The organism is Streptomyces sp. Je 1-332 (assembly GCF_040730185.1).
GTDB lineage: Bacteria > Actinomycetota > Actinomycetes > Streptomycetales > Streptomycetaceae > Streptomyces.
Map to the genome: position 1 here is coordinate 4596781 of NZ_CP160402.1, position 20056 is coordinate 4616836.

Annotated in this window: 22 protein-coding genes; 17 read left to right on the forward strand and 5 right to left on the reverse strand. The window is 68.2% G+C overall.

Annotated elements, in window-relative coordinates:
• The first annotated feature begins 8 nt into the window (after positions 1-8).
• The 9 genes from ABXJ52_RS20850 to ABXJ52_RS20890 all read left to right on the forward strand — a co-directional run bounded on the left by ABXJ52_RS20850 (position 9) and on the right by ABXJ52_RS20890 (position 8944).
• Positions 9-1238 carry a hypothetical protein gene (locus ABXJ52_RS20850; protein ID WP_367044130.1) on the forward strand — a complete coding sequence of 410 codons (1230 nt, stop codon included), beginning with the start codon at positions 9-11 and terminating at the stop codon, positions 1236-1238.
• Between the two features lie 66 nt (positions 1239-1304).
• Complete coding sequence (locus tag ABXJ52_RS20855) at positions 1305-1934, forward strand: TlpA disulfide reductase family protein (protein WP_367044132.1); 630 nt, start codon at positions 1305-1307, stop codon at positions 1932-1934.
• 10 nt (positions 1935-1944) lie between these two features.
• Entirely contained in the window at positions 1945-2709 is a 765-nt protein-coding gene (locus ABXJ52_RS20860; protein WP_367049148.1) for a cytochrome c biogenesis protein CcdA, read from the forward strand.
• A 3-nt stretch (positions 2710-2712) separates the two neighbouring features.
• Positions 2713-4524, forward strand: a complete 1812-nt coding sequence (locus tag ABXJ52_RS20865; protein WP_367044133.1) for a cytochrome c biogenesis protein ResB — start codon at positions 2713-2715, stop codon at positions 4522-4524.
• Entirely contained in the window at positions 4521-5630 is a 1110-nt protein-coding gene (gene ccsB, locus ABXJ52_RS20870; RefSeq protein WP_367044135.1) for a c-type cytochrome biogenesis protein CcsB, read from the forward strand. Before ABXJ52_RS20865 ends, ccsB begins: the two co-directional genes overlap by 4 nt.
• An 89-nt stretch (positions 5631-5719) precedes the next feature.
• Positions 5720-6355: an RNA polymerase sigma factor gene (locus ABXJ52_RS20875; RefSeq protein ID WP_367044137.1), complete on the forward strand. Its 636-nt coding sequence runs from the start codon at positions 5720-5722 to the stop codon at positions 6353-6355.
• Positions 6352-7305: a CU044_5270 family protein gene (locus ABXJ52_RS20880; protein WP_367044138.1), complete on the forward strand. Its 954-nt coding sequence runs from the start codon at positions 6352-6354 to the stop codon at positions 7303-7305. The genes ABXJ52_RS20875 and ABXJ52_RS20880 overlap by 4 nt, the downstream gene beginning before the upstream one ends.
• 49 nt (positions 7306-7354) lie before the next feature.
• Positions 7355-7882: an SRPBCC domain-containing protein gene (locus tag ABXJ52_RS20885; protein WP_367044139.1), complete on the forward strand. Its 528-nt coding sequence runs from the start codon at positions 7355-7357 to the stop codon at positions 7880-7882.
• Positions 7883-8026: 144 nt separating this feature from the next.
• Positions 8027-8944 (forward strand): DMT family transporter, encoded by a 918-nt coding sequence (locus tag ABXJ52_RS20890; RefSeq protein WP_367044140.1) that lies wholly within the window; start codon positions 8027-8029, stop codon positions 8942-8944.
• Here ABXJ52_RS20890 and ABXJ52_RS20895 read toward each other — a convergent pair.
• Together ABXJ52_RS20895 and ABXJ52_RS20900 are read right to left on the reverse strand one after the other, a co-directional pair.
• Complete coding sequence (locus tag ABXJ52_RS20895) at positions 8889-9800, reverse strand: LysR family transcriptional regulator (protein WP_367049150.1); 912 nt, start codon at positions 9798-9800, stop codon at positions 8889-8891. The genes ABXJ52_RS20890 and ABXJ52_RS20895 overlap by 56 nt on opposite strands.
• A gap of 24 nt (positions 9801-9824) precedes the next feature.
• Positions 9825-10154: a PLD nuclease N-terminal domain-containing protein gene (locus tag ABXJ52_RS20900; RefSeq protein WP_367044142.1), complete on the reverse strand. Its 330-nt coding sequence runs from the start codon at positions 10152-10154 to the stop codon at positions 9825-9827.
• An 89-nt stretch (positions 10155-10243) separates the two neighbouring features.
• Here ABXJ52_RS20900 and ABXJ52_RS20905 point away from each other — a divergent pair, with 89 nt between their 5' ends.
• From ABXJ52_RS20905 to ABXJ52_RS20915, 3 genes are read left to right on the forward strand one after another with little or no spacing between them, the layout of a single operon-like run.
• On the forward strand, positions 10244-11701 hold the full coding sequence (locus tag ABXJ52_RS20905) for a menaquinone biosynthesis decarboxylase (protein ID WP_367044143.1): 1458 nt from the start codon (positions 10244-10246) through the stop codon (positions 11699-11701).
• A gap of 2 nt (positions 11702-11703) precedes the next feature.
• Positions 11704-12627 (forward strand): menaquinone biosynthesis prenyltransferase MqnP, encoded by a 924-nt coding sequence (mqnP, locus tag ABXJ52_RS20910; RefSeq protein ID WP_367044144.1) that lies wholly within the window; start codon positions 11704-11706, stop codon positions 12625-12627.
• Positions 12628-12636: 9 nt separating this feature from the next.
• A complete protein-coding gene (locus ABXJ52_RS20915; RefSeq protein WP_367044145.1) occupies positions 12637-13317 on the forward strand; it encodes a UbiX family flavin prenyltransferase in 681 nt (226 codons plus the stop codon).
• Here ABXJ52_RS20915 and ABXJ52_RS20920 read toward each other — a convergent pair.
• Positions 13314-13454 (reverse strand): hypothetical protein, encoded by a 141-nt coding sequence (locus ABXJ52_RS20920; protein ID WP_367049492.1) that lies wholly within the window; start codon positions 13452-13454, stop codon positions 13314-13316. The genes ABXJ52_RS20915 and ABXJ52_RS20920 overlap by 4 nt on opposite strands.
• 140 nt (positions 13455-13594) lie before the next feature.
• On the opposite strand from ABXJ52_RS20920, the gene ABXJ52_RS20925 reads away from it, so the two are divergent.
• The 5 genes from ABXJ52_RS20925 to ABXJ52_RS20945 all read left to right on the forward strand — a co-directional run bounded on the left by ABXJ52_RS20925 (position 13595) and on the right by ABXJ52_RS20945 (position 18109).
• Complete coding sequence (locus tag ABXJ52_RS20925) at positions 13595-14050, forward strand: Lrp/AsnC family transcriptional regulator (protein ID WP_365828967.1); 456 nt, start codon at positions 13595-13597, stop codon at positions 14048-14050.
• Between the two features lie 63 nt (positions 14051-14113).
• On the forward strand, positions 14114-15277 hold the full coding sequence (gene mqnE, locus ABXJ52_RS20930; protein WP_367044146.1) for an aminofutalosine synthase MqnE: 1164 nt from the start codon (positions 14114-14116) through the stop codon (positions 15275-15277).
• 114 nt (positions 15278-15391) lie between these two features.
• The gene (locus ABXJ52_RS20935) at positions 15392-15916 is read left to right on the forward strand and encodes a GNAT family N-acetyltransferase (protein ID WP_367044147.1); all 525 of its coding nucleotides are present in this window, start codon (positions 15392-15394) and stop codon (positions 15914-15916) included.
• 126 nt (positions 15917-16042) lie between these two features.
• Complete coding sequence (locus ABXJ52_RS20940) at positions 16043-16333, forward strand: DUF4229 domain-containing protein (RefSeq protein WP_367044148.1); 291 nt, start codon at positions 16043-16045, stop codon at positions 16331-16333.
• 414 nt (positions 16334-16747) lie between these two features.
• Complete coding sequence (locus tag ABXJ52_RS20945; RefSeq protein ID WP_367044149.1) at positions 16748-18109, forward strand: dicarboxylate/amino acid:cation symporter; 1362 nt, start codon at positions 16748-16750, stop codon at positions 18107-18109.
• Positions 18110-18191: 82 nt separating this feature from the next.
• Here the strand turns inward: ABXJ52_RS20945 and ABXJ52_RS20950 are convergent, their stop codons facing one another.
• Positions 18192-18983: an ABC transporter permease gene (locus ABXJ52_RS20950; RefSeq protein ID WP_367044151.1), complete on the reverse strand. Its 792-nt coding sequence runs from the start codon at positions 18981-18983 to the stop codon at positions 18192-18194.
• Positions 18980-19984 carry an ATP-binding cassette domain-containing protein gene (locus ABXJ52_RS20955; protein ID WP_367044152.1) on the reverse strand — a complete coding sequence of 335 codons (1005 nt, stop codon included), beginning with the start codon at positions 19982-19984 and terminating at the stop codon, positions 18980-18982. Before ABXJ52_RS20955 ends, ABXJ52_RS20950 begins: the two co-directional genes overlap by 4 nt.
• Positions 19985-20056 lie beyond the last annotated feature (72 nt).

Here is a 20056-nt window from a genome sequence, read left to right on the forward strand (position 1 = left end):
GGGATGGAATGCGCGACATCAGTCGCAGGGGAATACTCGGCCTCGGAGTCGGGACCGCGGCCGCTTTGGGACTCGCCGGCTGTGGCACGGGCGGCGACAGTCGTTCGGCCGGTTCCGCGGAGCGGGCGAAGGACGGCCAGGGCGGCGACAAGCACCCGGCGAAGCCGATCGGCGACGGTTCGACCTCGTACACGGGCAAGCAGCCGCACCAGCCGGGCAAGCCCGTTCCCCTGCAGCCGGGTGAGACGCCACCCCAGTTCGTGATCTTCTCCTGGGACGGTGCGGGCGAGGTCGGCAACGGCCTCTTCCCGCGTTTCCTGAAGCTGGCCGAGGAACACGAAGCGCACATGACGTTCTTCCTCTCCGGTCTTTATCTCCTGCCCGAGTCGAAGAAGCGGCTCTACAAGCCGCCGAACAACGCGGTCGGCGCCTCCGACATCGGCTATCTCACCGACGGTCACATCAAGGAGACGCTGAAGTACGTCCGGCAGGCCTGGCTCGACGGCCACGAGATCGGCACGCACTTCAACGGGCACTTCTGCGCGGGCACGGGAAGCGTCGCCAACTGGACGTCCGCGCAATGGCAGAGCGAAATCGACCAGGCCACCTCCTTCGTCAAGGAATGGCGCACGAATACCGGCTGGAGCGACCTGCCGTCGCTGCCTTTCGACTACGACAAGGAACTCGTCGGCGGCCGTACGCCCTGCCTCCTCGGCCAGGAGAACCTGCTGCCGACGGCGAAGAAGCTCGGCTGGCGCTACGACGCCTCCTCGCCCGGCGGCCGTCAGCGCTGGCCCCAGAAGAAGATGGGCGTCTGGGATCTGCCGCTGCAGGCGATGCCGTTCCCCGGGCACTCCTTCGAGGTGCTGTCCATGGACTACAACATCCTGGCCAACCAGTCGAACAACTCCACGAAGGCGCCGCCGGCCAACTACCCGGGCTGGCGCAAGCAGGCCACCGAGTCCTACATCGCCGGATTCAAGCGCGCCTACGAGACCAACCGCGCGCCGTTCTTCATCGGCAACCACTTCGAGGAGTGGAACGGCGGCATCTACATGGACGCCGTCGAGGAAGCCCTTAAGCACATCGCGGGCAAGAAGGACGTACGCCTGGTCTCCTTCCGCCAGTTCGTCGACTGGCTCGACGTCCAGGACCCCAAGGTCCTCGCGGAGCTGCAGGGCCTCGATGTCGGCCAGGAGCCCGCCGGTGGCTGGAAGGGACTCGGGAAGGCCGTCTGAAATGGGACTTTCCGCAACCCCGGGGGGTGCGGAAGATCCCCGAAACAGACATGCGAAACTTTTCACATGAGTGCCGCCTGCCGCGCCCCCCACAGCACGAACCGCAGCCGTAGCCGCAGCCGCGCCGCCCTGCTGGGCGCTGGGGCCGCGGTCGCCGCGCTGACCCTTTCGGCGTGCGGTTCCGGCGGCGCTTCGGGCGGCTCGGGGAACACCAACTTCATCACCGGGACCGACGGCATCGCCACCGTCGACAAGGGCGACCGCAAGGACGGGCCCGACATCCACGGCGAGACCCTCGAAGGCAAGGACCTCAGCCTCGACGACTACAAGGGCAAGGTCGTCGTCCTGAACGTCTGGGGCTCCTGGTGCCCGCCCTGCCGGGCCGAGGCGCCGAACTTCGTGAAGGTCGCGAACGACACCAAGGACAAGGGTGTGCAGTTCGTCGGGATCAACACCCGCGACACGGACAAGGGTCCCGCGCTCGCCTTCGAGAAGGCCAAGAAGGTCCCCTACCCGAGCCTGCACGACCCGATGGGCAAGCTGATGCTGCGCTTCCCCAAGGGCACGCTGAACCCGAACTACATCCCGTCGACGATCGTCCTCGACCGGGACGGGAAGGTCGCGGCCCGCTCGCAGCAGCCACTGAACGAGACGAAGCTGCGCAAGATGATCGACCCGCTGATCGCGGAGAAGTGATTTCCCCGTGATGTCCACTCTCGCCGCCGTCGGCGAACCGAACCAGACCGTCATGAACGGAGCGCTTCTCATCGCGCTCCCCGTCGCCCTGCTCGGCGGACTCGTCTCCTTCTTCTCGCCGTGCGTGCTGCCGCTCGTGCCGGGCTATCTGTCGTACGTCACCGGGGTCGGCGGCACGGATCTGGCGGAGGCCAAGCGGGGGCGGATGGCCGCGGGGGCCGGGCTCTTCGTGCTCGGCTTCACCGCCGTGTTCGTCTCCACCGGCGCCCTGTTCGGGTACGCCGGACAGAATCTGCAGGACTACCAGAGCGTCATCACCAGGGTGCTCGGCGCGCTGATGATCGTCCTCGGCGTCTTCTTCATGGGGCTCATGCCCTGGCTCTCCCAGCGGGAGTTCCGCTTCCACAAGAAGCCCGCCGCCGGGCTCGCGGGCGCTCCCGTTCTCGGCGCGCTGTTCGCCGTCGGGTGGGCGCCCTGCGTCGGTCCGACGCTCACGTCCGTCAACACTCTGGCCCTGGACCAGGCGAGCGCGGGGCGCGGGGCCATACTGAGCGTCGCGTACTGCCTGGGGCTCGGTGTTCCGTTCATCCTCGCGGCGATCGCCTTCCGCAAGGCGCTCGGCGCGTTCAGCTGGGTCAAGAAGCACTACGTCTGGGTGATGCGCATCGGCGGCATCATGATGATCGCGACCGGACTGCTGCTCGTCACCGGCGTCTGGGACAGCATCGTGCAGCAGATGCAGGTCTGGTCCAACGGCTACACGGTGGGGATCTGATCCATGAGCAAGACCGAAGCCCCTGACACGAGCAAGGCCGAAGCCTCCGGCGCGGGCAGGTCCGAGAGCCCCGAAGAGCAGAATGACCTGGGCGCCGCGGGCTCCCAGCTCTCCACCGCCCCCGTCGAGCGGGCGATGCCCGGCTCCTTCGGCGGCAAGCGCGCTCCCGGCGCGGTCGGCTGGCTCGTCTGGTCCGGCCGTGAGGTCGTCGGCTGGGTCCGGTGGATGTGGCGGCAGCTGACCTCGATGCGGGTCGCGCTCCTCCTGCTGCTCCTCCTCTCGCTCGGCGCGATCCCCGGATCGCTGATCCCGCAGACCAGCATCGACGAGCTGAAGGTCCAGGACTTCAAGAAGGCTCACACCACGCTCGGGCCGCTCTACGAGAAGCTCCAGCTGTTCGACGTCTACAGCTCCGTGTGGTTCTCGGCGATCTACATCCTTCTCTTCATCTCGCTCATCGGCTGCATCGTGCCCCGCACCTGGCAGTTCGTCGGCCAGCTGCGCGGCCGGCCGCCGGGCGCGCCCAAGCGGCTCGACCGGCTGCCCGCGTACACCACGTGGCGCACCGAGGCCGAGCCAGACGAGGTCCACGAGGCCGCGCTCGGGCTGTTCAAGGGGCGGCGCTTTCGCGCGGACCTCACGGCGGGCAAGGGTGGCGCGGGCGCGTCCGTCGCCGCGGAGAAGGGCTACCTGCGTGAGGCGGGCAACCTCTTCTTCCACATCTCCCTGATCGTGCTCCTGGTGGCGTTCGCCGCCGGGGCCCTGTTCAAGTCCGAGGGCGGCAAGCTCGTCGTACAGGGAGACGGGTTCTCCAACACCCTCACTCAGTACGACAACTTCAAGTCCGGCAGCCTCTTCGACACCGCCGATCTGGCGCCGTTCAGCTTCAAGCTGGACAGCTTCGAGTCCTCCTTCGAGCGGAAGGGGCCCGAGAAGGGGACCGCCCGCACCTACCGGGCGAACGTCTCCTACAGCGAGGGCACCGACGGCAAGGAGAAGAAGCAGGCGATCGAGGTCAACAAGCCGCTCGAGGTCGACGGCTCGAAGGTCTACCTCATCGGCCAGGGCTACGCGCCGACCGTCACCGTCCGCGACGGCAAGGGCAAGGTCGTCTACAAGGCGTCCGTGCCGCTGCTTCCGATCGACTCCAACGGCACGGCCACCGGCGCCGTCAAGGTCCTGGACGGCTACCGCGACAAGAACGGCAAGGAGGAGCAGCTCGGCTTCAACGCCTTCTTCGTGCCGACGTTCGCCGGCGAGGGCCAGGGCCAGATGTTCTCCCAGTTCCCCGCACTGGACTACCCCGTGCTCGCGCTGTCCGCGTACCACGGAAGCCTCGGTGTGGACTCCGGTCTGCCGCAGAACGTCTATCAGCTGGACACCAGCAAGATGGACAAGTTCAAGGACTCCAAGGGCGAACTCCTCAAGCAGCGGATGCGGCCGGGGGAGACGATGAAGCTGCCGAACGGTGCCGGCTCGATCACCTTCGAGAAGGACATCAAGCGCTGGGCGACCTTCCAGATCTCCCAGCAGCCCGGCAGCATGTGGGCGCTCGTCGGGGCGATCTCCGCCATCGTCGGACTCGCCGGGTCGCTGTTCATCCAGCGCCGCCGCGTGTGGGTGCGGGCCGTGCGGGGCGCCGACGGCTTCACCGTCGTCGAGATGGCCGGGCTCGGCCGCAGCGAGTCCGCCAAGCTGCCCGAGGAGCTGGGCGACCTCGCCGCGCACCTGCACGAGAAGGCGCCGAGCGCGCCTGACCAAGACCATGCCGACTCCACCCCCGATGTTGTTCCTGCCGAAGGGGCTGAGAAGTGAATCTCGCCGCCACCCTGGCCGCCGAACCGAACGAGAACCTCGCGAGCATCAGCAATGTGCTGATCTACTCCGCGATGGCCGTCTATCTCCTTGCCTTCTTCGCGCACATGGCGGAGTGGATCCTCGGCAGCCGCAGCAAGGTCGGCCGCACGGCCGCCGCGCTGACTCCCCAGGCCGAGGCCGCCGCCAAGGCGCCCGGCGTCACCGTCAAGGCGGCCAAGGGCGGCACCGCCGTCCTCGACCGGCCGAAGTCGGCCCCCAAGGTCGTGACCCGCTCCGTCACCGGAACCCGCGATGTGCCGGACGGTCCCGGCGCGGCGGCAGGTGACGAGAAGGGGGACCTCTACGGCCGTATCGCCGTGTCCCTCACCGTGCTCGCGTTCCTTGTCGAGTTCGGTGGTGTGCTGACCCGCGCGCTCTCGGTGCAGCGGGCGCCGTGGGGCAATATGTACGAGTTCAACATCACCTTCTCCACCATGGCCGTGGGTGTGTACCTCGTGCTCCTGGCGCTGAAGAAGAACGTCAGGTGGCTGGGCCTTCCGCTGATCACCACGGTCCTCCTCGATCTCGGTCTCGCCGTCACTGTCTTGTACACCGCCAGCGACCAGTTGGTTCCCGCCCTTCACTCGTACTGGTTGTGGATCCACGTCTCGACGGCGATCTTCTGCGGTGCGACGTTCTATCTGGCCGGCGTCGCGACGATCCTCTACCTCTTCCGCGACTCCTACGAGAACAAGCTGGCCGCGGGCGGGCAGCCGGGCCGCTTCGCGACCTCCGTCCTGGAGCGGCTGCCTGCCGCGTCCACGCTCGACAAGTTCTCGTACCGCGTGAACGCCGCGGTCTTCCCGCTGTGGACGTTCACGATCATCGCGGGCGCGATCTGGGCGGGCGACGCGTGGGGCCGCTACTGGGGCTGGGACCCCAAGGAGGTCTGGTCCTTCATCACCTGGGTCGCCTACGCCTGCTACCTCCACGCCCGCGCGACAGCGGGCTGGAAGGGCCGCAAGGCCGCCTACCTGGCCCTGATCGCCTTCGGTTGCTGGCTGTTCAACTACTACGGCGTGAACATCTTCGTCACCGGCAAGCACTCGTACGCCGGGGTCTGAACCCCCGTACCGCCGTTGGCTCTTGAAGGCCGGTTCCCGTGACCCAGGTCACGGGAACCGGCCTTCGCCGTTCGGACAGGTAAGAGGGCGTGGAGACGAATCTGGGGGAACTTCAGGATCACCGGAGAGTGCTGCGCGTCCGCATCAGGGACGGGGACGCCGACGCCTTCGGTGAACTCTTCGACGCGTACGCACGCTCCGTCTACAACCACGTCTACCGCCTGACCGGTGACTGGTCGGCGGCGGAGGACATGGTGTCGCTCACCTTCCTGGAGGCGTGGCGGCTCCGGGGCAGGGTCGAGGAGGAGGGCGGGTCGCTCCGGCCGTGGCTGCTCGGCGTCGCCACGAACGTGACCCGCAACGCGCGGCGGGCCGCCCGGCGCCACGCGGCCGCTGTCGCACGGCTGCCGCGCGAGCAGGCCGTGGCGGACTTCGCCGACGAGGTCGCCGAGCGCGTGGACGACAAGGAACAGCTCGCCGTCGTGACGGCGGCATTGGCGACGTTGCGCCGTGCCGAGCGTGAGGTCCTCGCGCTGTGCGTGTGGTCGGGGCTCAGTTACGCGGCGGCTGCCGAGGCGCTCGGGGTGCCGGTCGGGACCGTACGCTCACGGCTGTCGCGAGCCCGCACAAAACTCGCGAAACATATGGAACCGCCTTCCGGGCGCGGACAGATGAGAGATGACCGCAACACCGCGGTCAGGCCCGTAAGGGAGGGAAACCGATGAGTGAATTTCCCGAGCGCGACCTTCCGGAGAGCGAGTTCCCGGAGCGCGACCTTCCGCCGGGCCGTCATCACCTGCTCAGGGAGCACCTGTTGACCGAGATCCGGCAGAACGAGAAGAAGCCCGAAACGACCCCGACGACCCAGAAGCGCTGGCTCCGACCCGCGCTGATCGCGGGGGCGGTGGCCGCGTCCATCGCGGCGGGCGTGCTGGTCGCCTCGCCGTTCGGCGGCCGGTCCGCGCAGGCGGCGCCCTCCGCGGAGACCGTGCGGATGCTGGAGGAGATCGCCGCGGCGGCCGAGCGGCAGCCTGCCCCGAAGGGCCTGCGTGACGACCAGTTCGTGTACGTCAAGAGCAAGGTCGGCTACATGTCGTCGAACGTCGGCAAGCCCGGCAAGCTCGACCCCGTGCACCTGCGGGAAATGTGGCTCTCCGTGGACGGTCTGCACACCGAGATGCTGCACGAGCCCGCGAACGACCAGGACATGGAGCGCCTAGAGCCGGAGCTGCCGCTTCCGAAGTCGGACAGCAATTACCGCAACCTGCAGAAGCTGCCGACCGACCCGGTCAACATGCTGGACTGGCTGCACAAGGAGAGCGAGGGCGGGAAGAGCCCGGACCAGAACGCCTTCGTGCTCGTGGGGGACCTCTCGTACGAGTCCCTCATGCCGCCGAAGCAGGCCGCTGCCCTCTACCTGGCCGCGGCGAAGATCCCCGGAGTCGAACTGATCGAGGACGCGGTCGACGCCGAGGGGCGGCACGGGGTGGCGATCGCCCGTGAGAACGACGGGGAGCGCCAGGAACTGATCTTCGACAAGGAGACCAAGCAGTTCCTCGGTGAGCGGCAGGTCGCGGTCGAGGACCTGCCGACCGGCTTCGAGAAGGGCGACGTCACCGGCCGCAGCGCCATCCTCGAGCGCACCGTCGTCGACAAGGCCGGTCAGCGCCCGTAGGGAGTCGCCGGGGGTGCGGAGCGGTCCGTGCCGGGTGAGGCTTGGCCTCATGAGCGTGACGATCGGGCAGGGCGAAAGCAGGACCCAGACCTCAGGTGGTGCTGGTGGGCCGGTCCAGCATCTCCACTACGAGTTCCACCTTCCCCACCCTGTGGAAAAGGTCTGGGCGGCGGTGGCCACTCCGGAGGGCCTGCCGGGGTGGCTGGCCGCCGCTGATGTGTTCGAGCCGCGGCTCGGTGGTGCGGTTTCGCTGCGCTGGCTCAACGGGGGAGAGGCGGCCACCCACTCCGGGCACGTCACCGCGTGGGAGCCGGAGCGGGTCGCCGAGTACACGATCGACCTGCACGGGCGCTGCCGTTTCCACCTGGAGGCGGCCGACGGGGACGCCGGCACCGGTACGGCCCTGCGCTTCACCAACGAGTTCGACGGCGACGACGAGCTGCGCCGGGACTGCCTCGCCGGCTGGCACAACCACTTCGAGTTCCTCGCCGACGCGCTCGACGGGCGGCCGAAGGACTGGTCGACGTGGAGCCTGGCCCGCTGGCGCGAGCTACGCGAGGAGTACCAGGAGGCGTGATCCACCCACGGCGGGAGCGGGGACCGCACCGGCTGCTGTGCGCGCTGTGCGGCAGGGGCCCATCGCCCCCGCCGATGCCCCCATCGGCAGGACGCCCCACTGGCTCGTGGACCGGGGAGTACGGCCGCTCGTAGCTTCATGGGCATGACCTCAGAGAACAAGGGCACGGCCCAGCTCACCGCCGCGATGGTGCTTTCCGGCACTCTCGGGATCTTCGTCGTCGAGTCGGGTGCGTCCGCCTTCAACGTCGTGTTCTTCCGCGTGCTCTTCGGCGCCATCGCCCTCGGGGGCTACGCCTTCGCCCGCGGCTACTTCCGCGGCCACGGCCTCACCCCGAAGAAGCTCGGACTCGCTGCGCTCGGCGGCGCGTTCATCGTCTTCAACTGGGTGTTCCTCTTCAAGGCGTACGAGGCGACCTCCATATCCCTGGCCACCGTCGTCTACCACACGCAGCCCTTCCTGCTCGTGCTGCTCAGCGCGGTCATCTTCCGCGAGCGGCTGACCAGGCATCAACTCCTGTGGCTCGCGACCGCCTTCGCGGGGCTCGTCCTCGTGTCCGGCGTGCGGCCCGGCGACCTCGGCTCGCTCACGGGTGTCGGATTCGCGCTCATCGCCGCCCTGCTCTACGGCCTCTCCACCCTCGTCACCAAGCGCGTCACCGGGGTCCGGCCGCACCTGATCGCTCTCGTCCAAGTACTCGTCGGCATACCGCTGTTGCTGCCCTTCGCCGACCTCGGCGCGATGAGCGGCACGGGCGCGGGCTGGGGCTGGCTCGTCGGGCTCGGTGTCATCCACACCGGGCTGATGTACGTCCTGATGTACGCGGCGTACGCCAAGCTGCCCACCGCCAAGATCGCCGTGCTCGCCTTCACCTACCCGGCGGTCGCGATGGTCGCCGACTGGGCCGTCTACGGGCACCACATCGGGCTCGTCCAGGCACTCGGCGTACCACTGATCGTCCTCGCGAGCCTGAAGGTCAACCGCGCCAAGTCGGCCCGAGCGCGAGTTAGTTCGCGTACTCCGCTGCCTGCTCCCGCACCAGCCGTACCGACTGGTCGATGAACAGCCGCACATGGGCGGGAAGCCGTTTGCCCGACCGCCACGCCAGCTGCGTGTGCAGCACGAACGGCGGCTCCCACGGCAGCGCGACGAGCACCCCCGAAGCCAGCTCGTCCCGCACCGCCATCCGCGGCAGCAGAGCCACCCCGAGGCCACCGGCGACCCCCCGCTTGGTGGCCTCGATCGTGCCGAACTCCATGAAGGGCGGCGGGGATCCGTTGCGCGTCCGGAGTTCGTCCTCGAACAGATCCCGGTAGGGACAGCCCGGCTCCGTGCCCACCAGCTGCACCGCCGCCAGATCACCCGTGACGAGCGACTGACCCCCGTGCGCGGCCAGCGGATGCGTCGGCGCGCAGACCAGGACCAGCGGCTCCTCGGCGAGGACCTCGGTCTCCAGGCCCGCGTGCTCGGTCTCCCGCTCCATCAGGAAACCGACGTCGTACGTCCCCGCCCGCAGCGCGTGGCGCGTCTCGTCGCCCAGCGTGGGGCGCAGGGAGAGCTGCACCTTCGGGTAACGGTGGTGGAAGAGTTCGAGCAGCGGGGGCAGGCGGTAGGACGTCAGGGACTCCATCGTGCCGACCGCGATGGCACCGCTCGGCTCCCCGGCGTCGACGACCGCGGACCGCGCCTCGTCCGCGAGCTCGATGATCTGCCGGGCGTAGGGGAGCAGGCGCTCGCCCGCCTCCGTGAGGCGGATACGGCTGCCGAGCCGGTCGAAGAGCTCGGCGTCGAGCGAGGACTCCAGGGAGCGGATCTGGCTCGTGACGCTGGACTGTGCGTACTTCAGCTCGGCCGCGGCCTGCGTGAAGCTGAGTACGGAGGCGACCTTCTCGAAGGTCGCGAGCAGCCGCAGTTCCATCATCGGACTCCCGTTCGCCAGGCCCTAGCTCTCCGTGCCCCGGTCCCGCTTCTTGTCGTCCGGGTCCTCGTCACCGAGGGACTTCAGGAACTCGGGGTTGTCGTCCGGCGCCACCCACTGTCCGCGCCCGCCGCGTCCGACGCGCGGGCCACCCCCGGCGGCGGGCGTCTTGCGCACCTTGCCGGTGGCGAACCAGGCGATCGGTCCGAGGAGAACCTCGCCGAAGAGCAGCACGATGATGACCCAGACCACCTTCGGCAGATGTCTGATCTCCTTCTCCGGAGTGTTCAGGACATCGATGAAGGCATAGATCCACACGGCCAGGACCAGCAGGAACGGCAGATACCTGAGCATGGTTGCGCGATTCCCCAAGCGACGAAGGAGGGGCGGCGTGCGGGCCCCGCTGTCCGGGCCAGGGTAGCCGGTGGCCGATACTGGGACGCATGGCTTATGACGATCTTCGCTCCCTGCTCCGTGCACTGGAGCGCGAGGGCGATCTCAAGCGCATCAAGGCAGAGGTCGATCCGTATCTGGAGGTCGGCGAGATCACCGACCGGGTGCAGAAGTCCGGCGGCCCCGCGCTCCTCTTCGAGAACGTCAAGGGCTCCTCGATGCCCCTCGCGATGAACGTGTACGGGACGGACCGCCGCCTCCTGAAGGCGCTGGACCTGAAGTCGTACGCGGAGATCAGCGACAAGATCGGCGGACTGCTCAAGCCGGAGTTGCCGCAGGGCTTCGTCGGCGTGCGCGAGGCGTTCGGGAAGCTCGGCGCGATGACGCACGTACCGCCGAAGAAGGTGAAGTCCGACAACGCGCCCGTGCAGGAGACCGTGCTCACCGGCGACGACGTCGACCTGGAGAAGCTGCCCGCGCTCTTCACCTGGCCCGAGGACGGCGGCTCCTTCTTCAACCTCGGCCTGACCCACACCAAGGACCCGGACACCGGGGTGCGCAACCTCGGCCTGTACCGCCTGCAGCGCCACGACAAGCGCACCATCGGCATGCACTGGCAGATCCACAAGGACAGCCGCAACCACTACCAAGTGGCCGCCCGCAGGGGCGAGAAGCTCCCCGTCGCGATCGCCTTCGGCTGTCCGCCCGCCGTCACGTACGCCTCCACCGCGCCGCTGCCCGGCGACATGGACGAGTACATGCTGGCAGGGTTCATCCAGGGCAAGCGCGTGGAGATGGTCGACTGCAAGACCGTGCCGCTCCAGGTCCCCGCGCACGCCGAGGTCGTCATCGAGGGCTGGCTGGAGCCGGGCGAGATGCTCCCCGAGGGCCCCTTCGGCGACCACACCGGCTTCTACACGCCGCAGGAGGACTTCCCCGCGCTGAGGATCGACTGCGTGACGATGCGGAAGCGTCCGCTGCTCCAGTCGATCGTGGTCGGCCGGCCGCCCACGGAGGACGGTCCGCTGGGCCGCGCCACCGAGCGCTTCTTCCTGCCGCTCCTCAAGGTGATCGTCCCGGACATCGTGGACTACCACCTGCCGGAGTCCGGCGGCTTCCACAACTGCGCGATCGTCTCGATCGACAAGAAGTACCCGAAGCACGCGCAGAAGGTCATGCACGCCATCTGGGGCGCCCACATGATGTCGCTGACCAAACTGATCGTGGTCGTGGACAAGGATTGCGACGTCCATGATCTGCACGAAGTGTCCTGGCGCGCGCTCGGCAACACCGACTACGCGCGCGACCTGACGGTGGCCGAAGGTCCCGTCGACCACCTCGACCACGCCTCCTACCAGCAGTTCTGGGGCGGCAAGGCGGGCATCGACGCGACGAAGAAGCTGCCCGAGGAGGGCTACACCCGGGACGGGGGCTGGCCGAACATGGTCGAGTCCGACCCGGAGACGGCGTCGAAGGTCGACCGCCGCTGGAAGGAGTACGGGCTCTAAAGATGAGTGCTGATTCAGCGACCCCGGAACTCTTCGGGCCCGAGCCCGCCCCGCCCGGCAAGGTCAAGGCGTTCCTGCGCCTCGTCATGATCGAGCACTCGGTCTTCGCGCTGCCCTTCGCCTACATCGCCGCGCTGACCGCGATGTTCCAGCTGGACGGGAACATCCACTGGGGCCGGCTGCTCCTCGTCACCGTCTGCATGGTCGGCCTGCGGACGTTCGCCATGGCGGCGAACCGCATCATCGACCGGGAGATCGACGCCCGTAACCCGAGGACCGCGCACCGCGAACTCGTCACGGGCGCGGTGTCGGTGAAGTCCGCCTGGACGGGCGCGCTGGTCGCGCTCGTGGTTTTCCTGGGCTCGGCCGCGCTGCTCAACCCGCTGTGCCTGGCGCTCGCGCCGGTCGCGGTGATCCCGATGGTGGTCTACCCCTACGGCAAGCGGTTCACGAACTTCCCGCAGGCGATCCTCGGCCTCGCCCAGGCCATCGGCCCGATCGGCGCCTGGCTCGCCGTCACCGGCGAGTGGTCCTGGCAGGCGGTCATCCTCGGCCTCGCGGTCGGGATCTGGATCGGCGGCTTCGACCTGATCTACGCCTGCCAGGACGTGCAGACGGACCGCGAGGTCGGCGTGATGTCGGTGCCCGCGCGCTTCGGCATCCCGGGCGCCATCTGGGGAGCGCGCGGCTGCCACCTGGTGACCACCGCGCTGTTCGTCTGGTACGCGGCGGACACCGGGGCGGGTGTCTTCTTCTGGCTGGGGCTCGCGGTGGTCGCCGGGGCGTTCGTCTACGAGCACAGCATCGTCAGGCCGCACGACCTCTCCCGGCTCAACCGCGCCTTCTTCCAGGTCAACGGCTTCATCGGCATCGCGCTCTTCGTCTGCGCGCTGCTCGATCTGCTGGTGCGCGGGCTGACCGTCTAGGCTCACGGTGTGAAGCCAGGAGATACACAGCGTAAGCCTTGGATCGTGGGGGTGTCGGGGGCCTCGGGGACCCCGTATGCCGCCGCAGTGCTGCGGGCGCTGCTCGCGGCCGGGGAGAGCGTGGACCTGGTGGTCTCGCGGGCCTCGCGGCTGACGATCCTCGACGAGACGGGCATCGCCTTCCGGGACGCGCACTGGCAGGAGGACCTGCGGGAGTGGCTCGGGCGCGGTGCCGACGGCAAGCCGGGGACCTTCGACGTGCCGGTGGACGACGTGCGGTACTGGGCGGCGGGCGATCTGGCCGCCGGTCCCTCGTCGGGGTCGTACGCGACGAAGGGGATGCTGATCGTGCCCGCTTCGACGGCGTGCGTGGCCGGGGTGGCGCTGGGGCTCTCGAAGGATCTGCTGCAGCGGTCGGCGAGCGTGACGCTCAAGGAAGGCCGCCGGCTCGTGGTCTGCGTACGCGAGACGCCGCTGAACGGACAGACGCTGAAGCACTTGGTGACGCTGGACGAGGCGGGCGCGATCGTGCTGCCCGCCTCTCCGGCGTTCTACGCGGGGGCGACGCACATCCAGGATCTGGTGGACTTCGTCGCCGGGCGGACGCTGGACGCGGCAGGGGTGCCGCATCAGCTGTACCGCCGTTGGAAGGGGGAGCTCGGTGGAGGCTCGGCCCCTTCGGGGGACTAGCGCTTCTTGGCGGCGCGCTTCGTGCTGCGCTCGGCCTTGGGCGCGGCGGGCTTGTGGGCACGCGAGCGGTTGGCCAGGTCCTGCAGCTCGCGCATCCGGGCGTAGGCCATCTCGATCGAGTACACGGGGTGACTCACTCCTGAAGTGTCGTTTTCGTCTGAAGAATCAACGCCGATCGGCGCAGATTCCGAAAGATTCACAGGGGCTAAGCCCTGTTGCACCTTAGATTCTACACATAGACTCGCGGTATCGCTGAATAATGAAAGGCATCGCACCTATGGACGCCGTGGACAGGCAGCTCATCCAGGCCCTGCGCGAGAACGGCAGGGCCTCGTACGCCGAACTCGGCCGGCTCGTCGGCCTCTCGGGACCGAGCGTCACGGACCGGATCAACCGCCTGGAGGCGGCGGGTGTCATCACCGGCTACCGCGCGACCGTGGACTCCGCGTCGCTCGGCCTCGGCGTCATCGCCCTCATCGGCATCTCCCTCTCGGACGCCGCCGACCACGAGGACGTCGCCCGGCGCTTGAAGGATCTGCACGAGATCGAGGACTGCTGGTTCATCGCGGGCGACGACTCGTACATGCTCAAGATCCGGGCCACGGACGTGGACGGCCTGGAGAAGACGATCCGCAGGCTGAGCGGCACCAAGGGCGTCTCCAGGACGCGTACGACGATCGTGCTCTCCACGAAGTGGGAGAACCGCGTCGGGGAGCTGCCCGAGGAGGAGTGACCTCCGGGGCGTACCGTGGGCGGAGGTTTGTGGTGGGTCGTAGGGAGAGGTAAGGGCGAGGGCATGGACGCAGGTCTCAAGCGCGAACTTGAGCAGAAGGTCCGGGACGGTGAGCGGCTGTCCCGCGAGGACGGCATCGCCCTCTACGAGTCGGACGATCTCGCCTGGCTCGGCGGCCTCGCCCACGAGGTGCGCACGCGCAAGAACGGCGACGTCGTGCACTTCAACGTCAACCGCCACCTCAACATGACGAACGTGTGCACCGCCTCGTGCGCGTACTGCTCGTTCCAGCGCAAGCCGGGCGAGAAGGACGCGTACACGATGCGCATCGAGGAGGCCGTCCGCCTCGCCAAGGCGATGGAGGGCGAGAACCTCACCGAGCTGCACATCGTCAACGGCCTGCACCCCAACCTGCCGTGGCGCTACTACCCGCGCTCGCTCAGCGAGCTCAAGAAGGCGCTCCCGGACGTCTCGCTGAAGGCGTTCACGGCCACGGAGATCCACCACTTCGAGACGATCTCGGGGATGTCGGCCTCCGACATCCTGGACGAGCTGATCGAGGCGGGCCTCGAATCGCTCACCGGCGGCGGCGCGGAGATCTTCGACTGGGAGGTCCGCCAGCACATCGTCGACCACCGCACCCACTGGGAGGACTGGTCGCGCATCCACCGCCTCGCGCACGAGAAGGGTCTCAAGACCCCGTGCACGATGCTGTACGGCCACATCGAGGAGCGCCGGCACCGGGTCGACCACGTACTGCGGCTGCGTGAACTCCAGGACGAGACCGGCGGGTTCCAGGTCTTCATCCCGCTGCGCTACCAGCACGACTTCGTGGACATGAAGGACGGCAAGGTCAGGAACCGCCTCCAGGCGCGCACGACCATGGCGTCGGGCGCCGAGGCCCTGAAGACCTTCGCGGTCTCGCGTCTCCTCTTCGACAACGTCCCGCACGTCAAGGTCTTCTGGGTCATGCACGGCCTGCAGACGACGCAGCTCGCGCTCCAGCACGGCGCGGACGACATGGACGGCTCGGTCGTCGAGTACAAGATCACGCACGACGCGGACAACTTCGGCACGCCGAACAAGCTGACGCGTGAGGACCTGCTCGACCTCATCCGCGAGGCGGGCTTCCGCCCCGTCGAGCGGAACACGCGCTACGAGTCGATCCGTGAGTACGAGGGTCCGGACCTGTCGCTCAGGGAGACGCCGCAGGCGATGCGGGTCTGAACCGCCGCTTTTTCCGCACGTGCGAGCCCCGGCCCCTTCGGCCGGGGCTCGCTTGCGTTGTCCGCGATGCGGAACGCGGTTGAGGCAGGTGGCGGTAATAGTTAATCTGCCTCTATGACGCTTACCTTCCGGCTGGACCCGGAGATCGATCCCGCCCTCCGTGACGGTGTCCTCGCGCTCTGGGCCGACGTGTCCAACGCCGGCGGGGCCGTCGGTTTCGTACCGCCCGTGACGGTCGACGACATCCGGCCCGAGTGGCTCAAGCGCCTGGCCCAGCTGAGCAAGGGCGAGACCCGGCTGCTCGTCGGGTACGACGAGGACGGCGCCGTCGCCGCGACCGCCTTCCTCGCCTACAACACGCACCGGCTGATGACGCACTGGATCTGGCTGTACGTGGTGATGGTGCACCCCAAGCACCAGGGCAAGGCATACGGGCGCGACCTGATGGCCGCCGCGGCCGACGCGGCGCGCGGCATCGACGGCATCCAGGCGATCCGGCTGACCTGCCGCGGCGGCACCGGCGTCGACCGGTTCTACGAGTCCTGCGGATACAAGGAGGTCGGGCGCGTGCCCGGCGCGATCCGCGTCGCCCCCGGTGACGACCGCGACGACATCACCATGCTTCTGCCGCTCGGCTGAGGATTCGCGCGAGGTTCCGTGCGGTTCCGTGAGGGCTCACCCCCTTGCTGGAGGCGCCCCCTCCCATGCTTCACTGGAGGGGCTCGTCCTACTCGGGCCTATTTCGGAACGGAAGAGTGGATTGACATGCTCCGCTACACGCTGATGCGCCTCGGGGTCTTCGTGGGCTGCTTTTTCGCGGTCTGGGGGCTTGTCTACATCGGGGCCCTGCCGAAGGGGCTCGGCGACTCCAACCTCCTGTGGGTCCTGCTGCTCGCCCTCGTCATCTCCGCACCCATCAGCTTCGTGGTGCTGCGTGGGGAGCGGGACCGGGCCTCGATCCAGGTCGTCGAGCGCGTGGAGCGCACCAAGGCCAACCTGGAGGCGAACCGCACCCAGGAGGACCTCGCCGACGACGCGGCCCGTGCGAAGTCATAGGCGTCCTGCAGCAGCGGACGTACGTGTCGTAAGTTTCGTCACAAAGCACCCAACCCCGGCAATGGAGCGGACGCTCCGGGCCGGGGTTTCTTGCGTTCCGGGGGTGACTCTGCCTCTGATTGGCCTCTTCTGACCCAAACAAGACCTTTGATGTTCTCAAAGTTCAAGTGTTAACGTGTTCGACATGAAGACAGCAGCCGCGCACCGCATCGCCATGAGCGTTCCGCTCGTGGCGCGCCTGCATGTCGATCTCTGCCGCTGCATGTCCGCGGCCTGTCGTTGCCGTCGTTGAAAAGCGCGAGCGACAAGCAACAAGTGACATCTGCACTGCAGCGGCGCCGTTACGGCCGTTCCCTCTGACCTCTCGCGGTCGCCGCTCCCTCACGTCCCCCTGCCATTACCCGGAGTGTGTCCGTGTCCGCGAACTCCCCCGTATCCCCGGCCGACAAGGCCGAGCAGCCGAAGTCCGGCTCCCGGATACCCAAGTTCCTCAAGCTGCCCTTCTGGGCCCAGATCCTCGGCGGTCTGGTCCTCGGTGTCCTGCTCGGCTGGCTGGCCCGCAGCCAGGACGTGTCCTGGCTCGTCACCACCCTGGACAAGGTCGGCAGCACCTTCATCGGGCTCCTGAAGCTGGCGGTCGCCCCGCTCGTCTTCTTCGCCATCCTGGTGTCGATCACCAACCTGCGTAAGGTCAACAACGCCGCACGGCTCGCCTCGCAGACGCTGGTCTGGTTCATGATCACGTCGCTGATCGCGGTCGTCATCGGCCTCGCGATCGGGCTCATCACGAACCCGGGCGCCGGCACCGGCCTCACCCCGAAGGACGGCGCCAAGCCGGACCAGGCGGGCTCCTGGATCGACTTCCTCACCGGGATCATCCCGACGGACGTCATCACGCCGTTCACCCAGCTCAACGTCCTTCAGATCGTCTTCATGGCCGCCGTCGCCGGTATCGCCGTACTGAAGATCGGGGACAAGGCGCAGCCGATCCTCGACCTGAGCGAGTCGGTCCTCGCCCTCCTCCAGAAGGCCCTGTGGTGGGTCATCAAGCTGTCGCCGATCGGCACCATCGGCCTCATCGGCTTCGCCATCGCCGACTACGGCTGGGACCTGATCAGCAAGTACGCGACGTTCACCGCCGACATCTACGTCGGCTGCGCCCTGGTCATGTTCGGCGTCTACCCGCTGCTGCTGTCCACGGTCGCCAAGGTCAACCCGCTCCAGTTCTTCAAGGGCGCCTGGCCCGCGATCCAGCTGGCCTTCGTCTCGCGCTCCTCGGTCGGCACGATGCCGGTCACCCAGAAGGTCACCGAGCGGCTCGGCGTGCCGAAGGAGTACACCTCCTTCGCGGTGCCGTTCGGCGCCACCACCAAGATGGACGGCTGCGCCGCGATCTACCCCGCGATCGCCGCGATCTTCGTCGCGCAGATCTTCGACGTGCAGATGGGCATCAAGGAGTACCTGCTCATCGCCTTCGTCTCGGTGGTGGGTTCCGCGGCGACCGCCGGTCTCACCGGCGCCACGGTCATGCTGACCCTGACCCTGTCGACGCTGGGCCTGCCGATGGAGGGCGTGGGCCTGCTGCTCGCCATCGACCCGGTCCTGGACATGATGCGTACGGCCACGAACGTGGCCGGGCAGGCGGCCGTGCCGGTGATCGTCGCCGCCCGCGAGAAGATCCTCGACCGTGAGGCCTACGAGAACGCGTCGGCTTCGCCGCTCGACGACTTCGACGGGTCCCTCGACGAGCCGCAGACGGTGCCTGCCGCCGCCTGACGTCCCCCGGCTCGCGTGACGTGCCCCCGTATCCGATGTCTGGATACGGGGGCACGTCACGTGCCGGGCGGGGGTGTTCCGGCTACTTCGGGTCGCGGTTGAACTGTGCCGTCGACCAGCGGTAGCCGAGCGCGATCAGGGCGAAGCACCAGGCGAGGGCGATCCACCAGTCGTTGCCGATCTCGGTGCCGAGCAGGAGGCCGCGCAGGGTTTCGATGGCCGGGGTGAAGGGCTGGTACTCGGCGATCGGCTGGAACCAGCCCGGCATCGAGCCGGCCGGGATGAAGGCGCTGGAGATGAGCGGCAGCAGGATCAGCGGCTGGGCGCTGTTGGCGGCTGCCTCGACGTTCGGGCTCGCGACGCCCATCCCGACCGCGATCCAGGTGAGCGCCACCGCGAACAGCGCGAGCAGCCCCAAGGCGGCAAGCCACTCCAGGGCCGTGGCGTCGGTGGACCGGAAGCCGATGGCCACGGCGACGGCGCCGACGAGGACCACGCTTGCGAGGCACTGCAGCACGCTGCCGGCGACGTAGCCGATCATCATGGAGCCGCGGTAGATCCGCATCGTGCGGAAGCGGGCGATGAGGCCCTCGGTCATGTCCATGGAGACGTACACCGCGGCCCCGATCACGGTGGAGCCGATGGTCATCATCAGGATGCCCGGGACGATGTAGGCGACGTAGTCGGAGCGGTCCGCGCCGCCGCCGCCGATGCCCGCGCTCATCACGTCGCCGAAGATGTAGACGAAGAGCAGCAGCATCATGATCGGCGCGAGCAGCAGGTTCAGGGTCGCGGACGGATAGCGCCACGCGTGCAGCAGGTTGCGGCGCAGCATCGTGTTCGAGTCGCGCACGGCGAGGGAGATGGCGCTCATCGGACGTTCTCCTTGGTCTGGGTGGGGACGCGGGTGTCGCTGCCGGTGAGGGCGAAGAAGACGTCGTCGAGGTCGGGGGTGTGGACGGTGAGTTCGTCGGCCTCGATGCCGGCGGAGTCCAGCCAGTCGAGGATGGAGCGCAGTTCGCGCTGGGTGCCGTCGCTGGGGAGTTGGAGGGTGAGGGCCTCGTCGTCGCGGGTCGCTTCGGTGAGGGTGCTGGTCGCGTGCTGGTACGCGGTCGGGTCCGAGAACCTCAGCCGTACGTGGCCGCCGGGGATGAGTCGCTTCAACTCCTCGGCGGTGCCTTCTGCTGCGATCTTGCCGTCGTTCAACACGGCGATGCGGTCGGCGAGTTCGTCGGCCTCTTCGAGGTACTGGGTGGTGAGAAAGACGGTCACCCCGTCGGAGACCAGCTCCCGGATGATGGCCCACATGTTGTGGCGGGAGCGGGGGTCGAGGCCGGTGGTGGGCTCGTCGAGGAAGATGATCAGCGGGTTGCCGACCAGGGTCATGGCGATGTCCAGGCGGCGCTTCATGCCGCCGGAGTAGGTGGAGGCGGGCTTCTTGGCGGCCTCGGTGAGATCGAACCGCTGAAGGAGTTCGGCGGCGACGCGGCGGCCTTCCCCTCGGGGCAGGTGGTGCAGGTCGGCCATGAGGAGCATGTTCTCCTCGCCGGTGATCAGGCCGTCCACGGCGGAGAACTGACCGGTGACACCGATCGCGGCGCGTACCCCGTCCGGGGAGGTGGCGATGTCGTGGCCCGCGACCTGGGCCTGGCCGCCGTCGGCCGTGATGAGCGTGGAGAGGATCTTCACGGCGGTGGTCTTGCCCGCGCCGTTCGGGCCGAGCAGCGCGAACACCGACCCTGCCGGGATGTGCAGATCGATGCCGTCGAGGACGACCTTGTCGCCGTACGACTTGCGCAGACCGAGGGTGGAGACGGCGGCGGGCGACTGCGGAGCACCACTCTGGCTGGATGTGGACATGACAGATGAAGGCATGGAGCCCTCCCGTTCGAGGGGGTGAAGTGGCTGGGGGAGCAGGCGAGTTGTGGCCGGGTCTGCCGGGAGAGG

Excerpts from the sequence above, each read along its gene's own strand:
- ABXJ52_RS20860 (WP_367049148.1), top strand. The coding sequence starts at position 1,945 with ATGTCCACTCTCGCCGCCGTCGGCGAACCGAACCAGACCGTCATGAAC.
- ABXJ52_RS20935 (WP_367044147.1), top strand. The coding sequence starts at position 15,392 with ATGACGCTTACCTTCCGGCTGGACCCGGAGATCGATCCCGCCCTCCGT.
- ABXJ52_RS20855 (WP_367044132.1), top strand. The coding sequence starts at position 1,305 with ATGAGTGCCGCCTGCCGCGCCCCCCACAGCACGAACCGCAGCCGTAGC.
- ABXJ52_RS20950 (WP_367044151.1), bottom strand. The coding sequence starts at position 18,983 with ATGAGCGCCATCTCCCTCGCCGTGCGCGACTCGAACACGATGCTGCGC.
- ABXJ52_RS20850 (WP_367044130.1), top strand. The coding sequence starts at position 9 with ATGCGCGACATCAGTCGCAGGGGAATACTCGGCCTCGGAGTCGGGACC.
- ABXJ52_RS20880 (WP_367044138.1), top strand. The coding sequence starts at position 6,352 with ATGAGTGAATTTCCCGAGCGCGACCTTCCGGAGAGCGAGTTCCCGGAG.
- ABXJ52_RS20895 (WP_367049150.1), bottom strand. The coding sequence starts at position 9,800 with ATGGAACTGCGGCTGCTCGCGACCTTCGAGAAGGTCGCCTCCGTACTC.
- ABXJ52_RS20865 (WP_367044133.1), top strand. The coding sequence starts at position 2,713 with ATGAGCAAGACCGAAGCCCCTGACACGAGCAAGGCCGAAGCCTCCGGC.
- mqnE (WP_367044146.1), top strand. The coding sequence starts at position 14,114 with ATGGACGCAGGTCTCAAGCGCGAACTTGAGCAGAAGGTCCGGGACGGT.
- ABXJ52_RS20940 (WP_367044148.1), top strand. The coding sequence starts at position 16,043 with ATGCTCCGCTACACGCTGATGCGCCTCGGGGTCTTCGTGGGCTGCTTT.
- ABXJ52_RS20925 (WP_365828967.1), top strand. The coding sequence starts at position 13,595 with ATGGACGCCGTGGACAGGCAGCTCATCCAGGCCCTGCGCGAGAACGGC.
- ABXJ52_RS20905 (WP_367044143.1), top strand. The coding sequence starts at position 10,244 with ATGGCTTATGACGATCTTCGCTCCCTGCTCCGTGCACTGGAGCGCGAG.
- ABXJ52_RS20900 (WP_367044142.1), bottom strand. The coding sequence starts at position 10,154 with ATGCTCAGGTATCTGCCGTTCCTGCTGGTCCTGGCCGTGTGGATCTAT.
- ABXJ52_RS20955 (WP_367044152.1), bottom strand. The coding sequence starts at position 19,984 with ATGCCTTCATCTGTCATGTCCACATCCAGCCAGAGTGGTGCTCCGCAG.
- ABXJ52_RS20890 (WP_367044140.1), top strand. The coding sequence starts at position 8,027 with ATGACCTCAGAGAACAAGGGCACGGCCCAGCTCACCGCCGCGATGGTG.
- mqnP (WP_367044144.1), top strand. The coding sequence starts at position 11,704 with ATGAGTGCTGATTCAGCGACCCCGGAACTCTTCGGGCCCGAGCCCGCC.
- ABXJ52_RS20885 (WP_367044139.1), top strand. The coding sequence starts at position 7,355 with ATGAGCGTGACGATCGGGCAGGGCGAAAGCAGGACCCAGACCTCAGGT.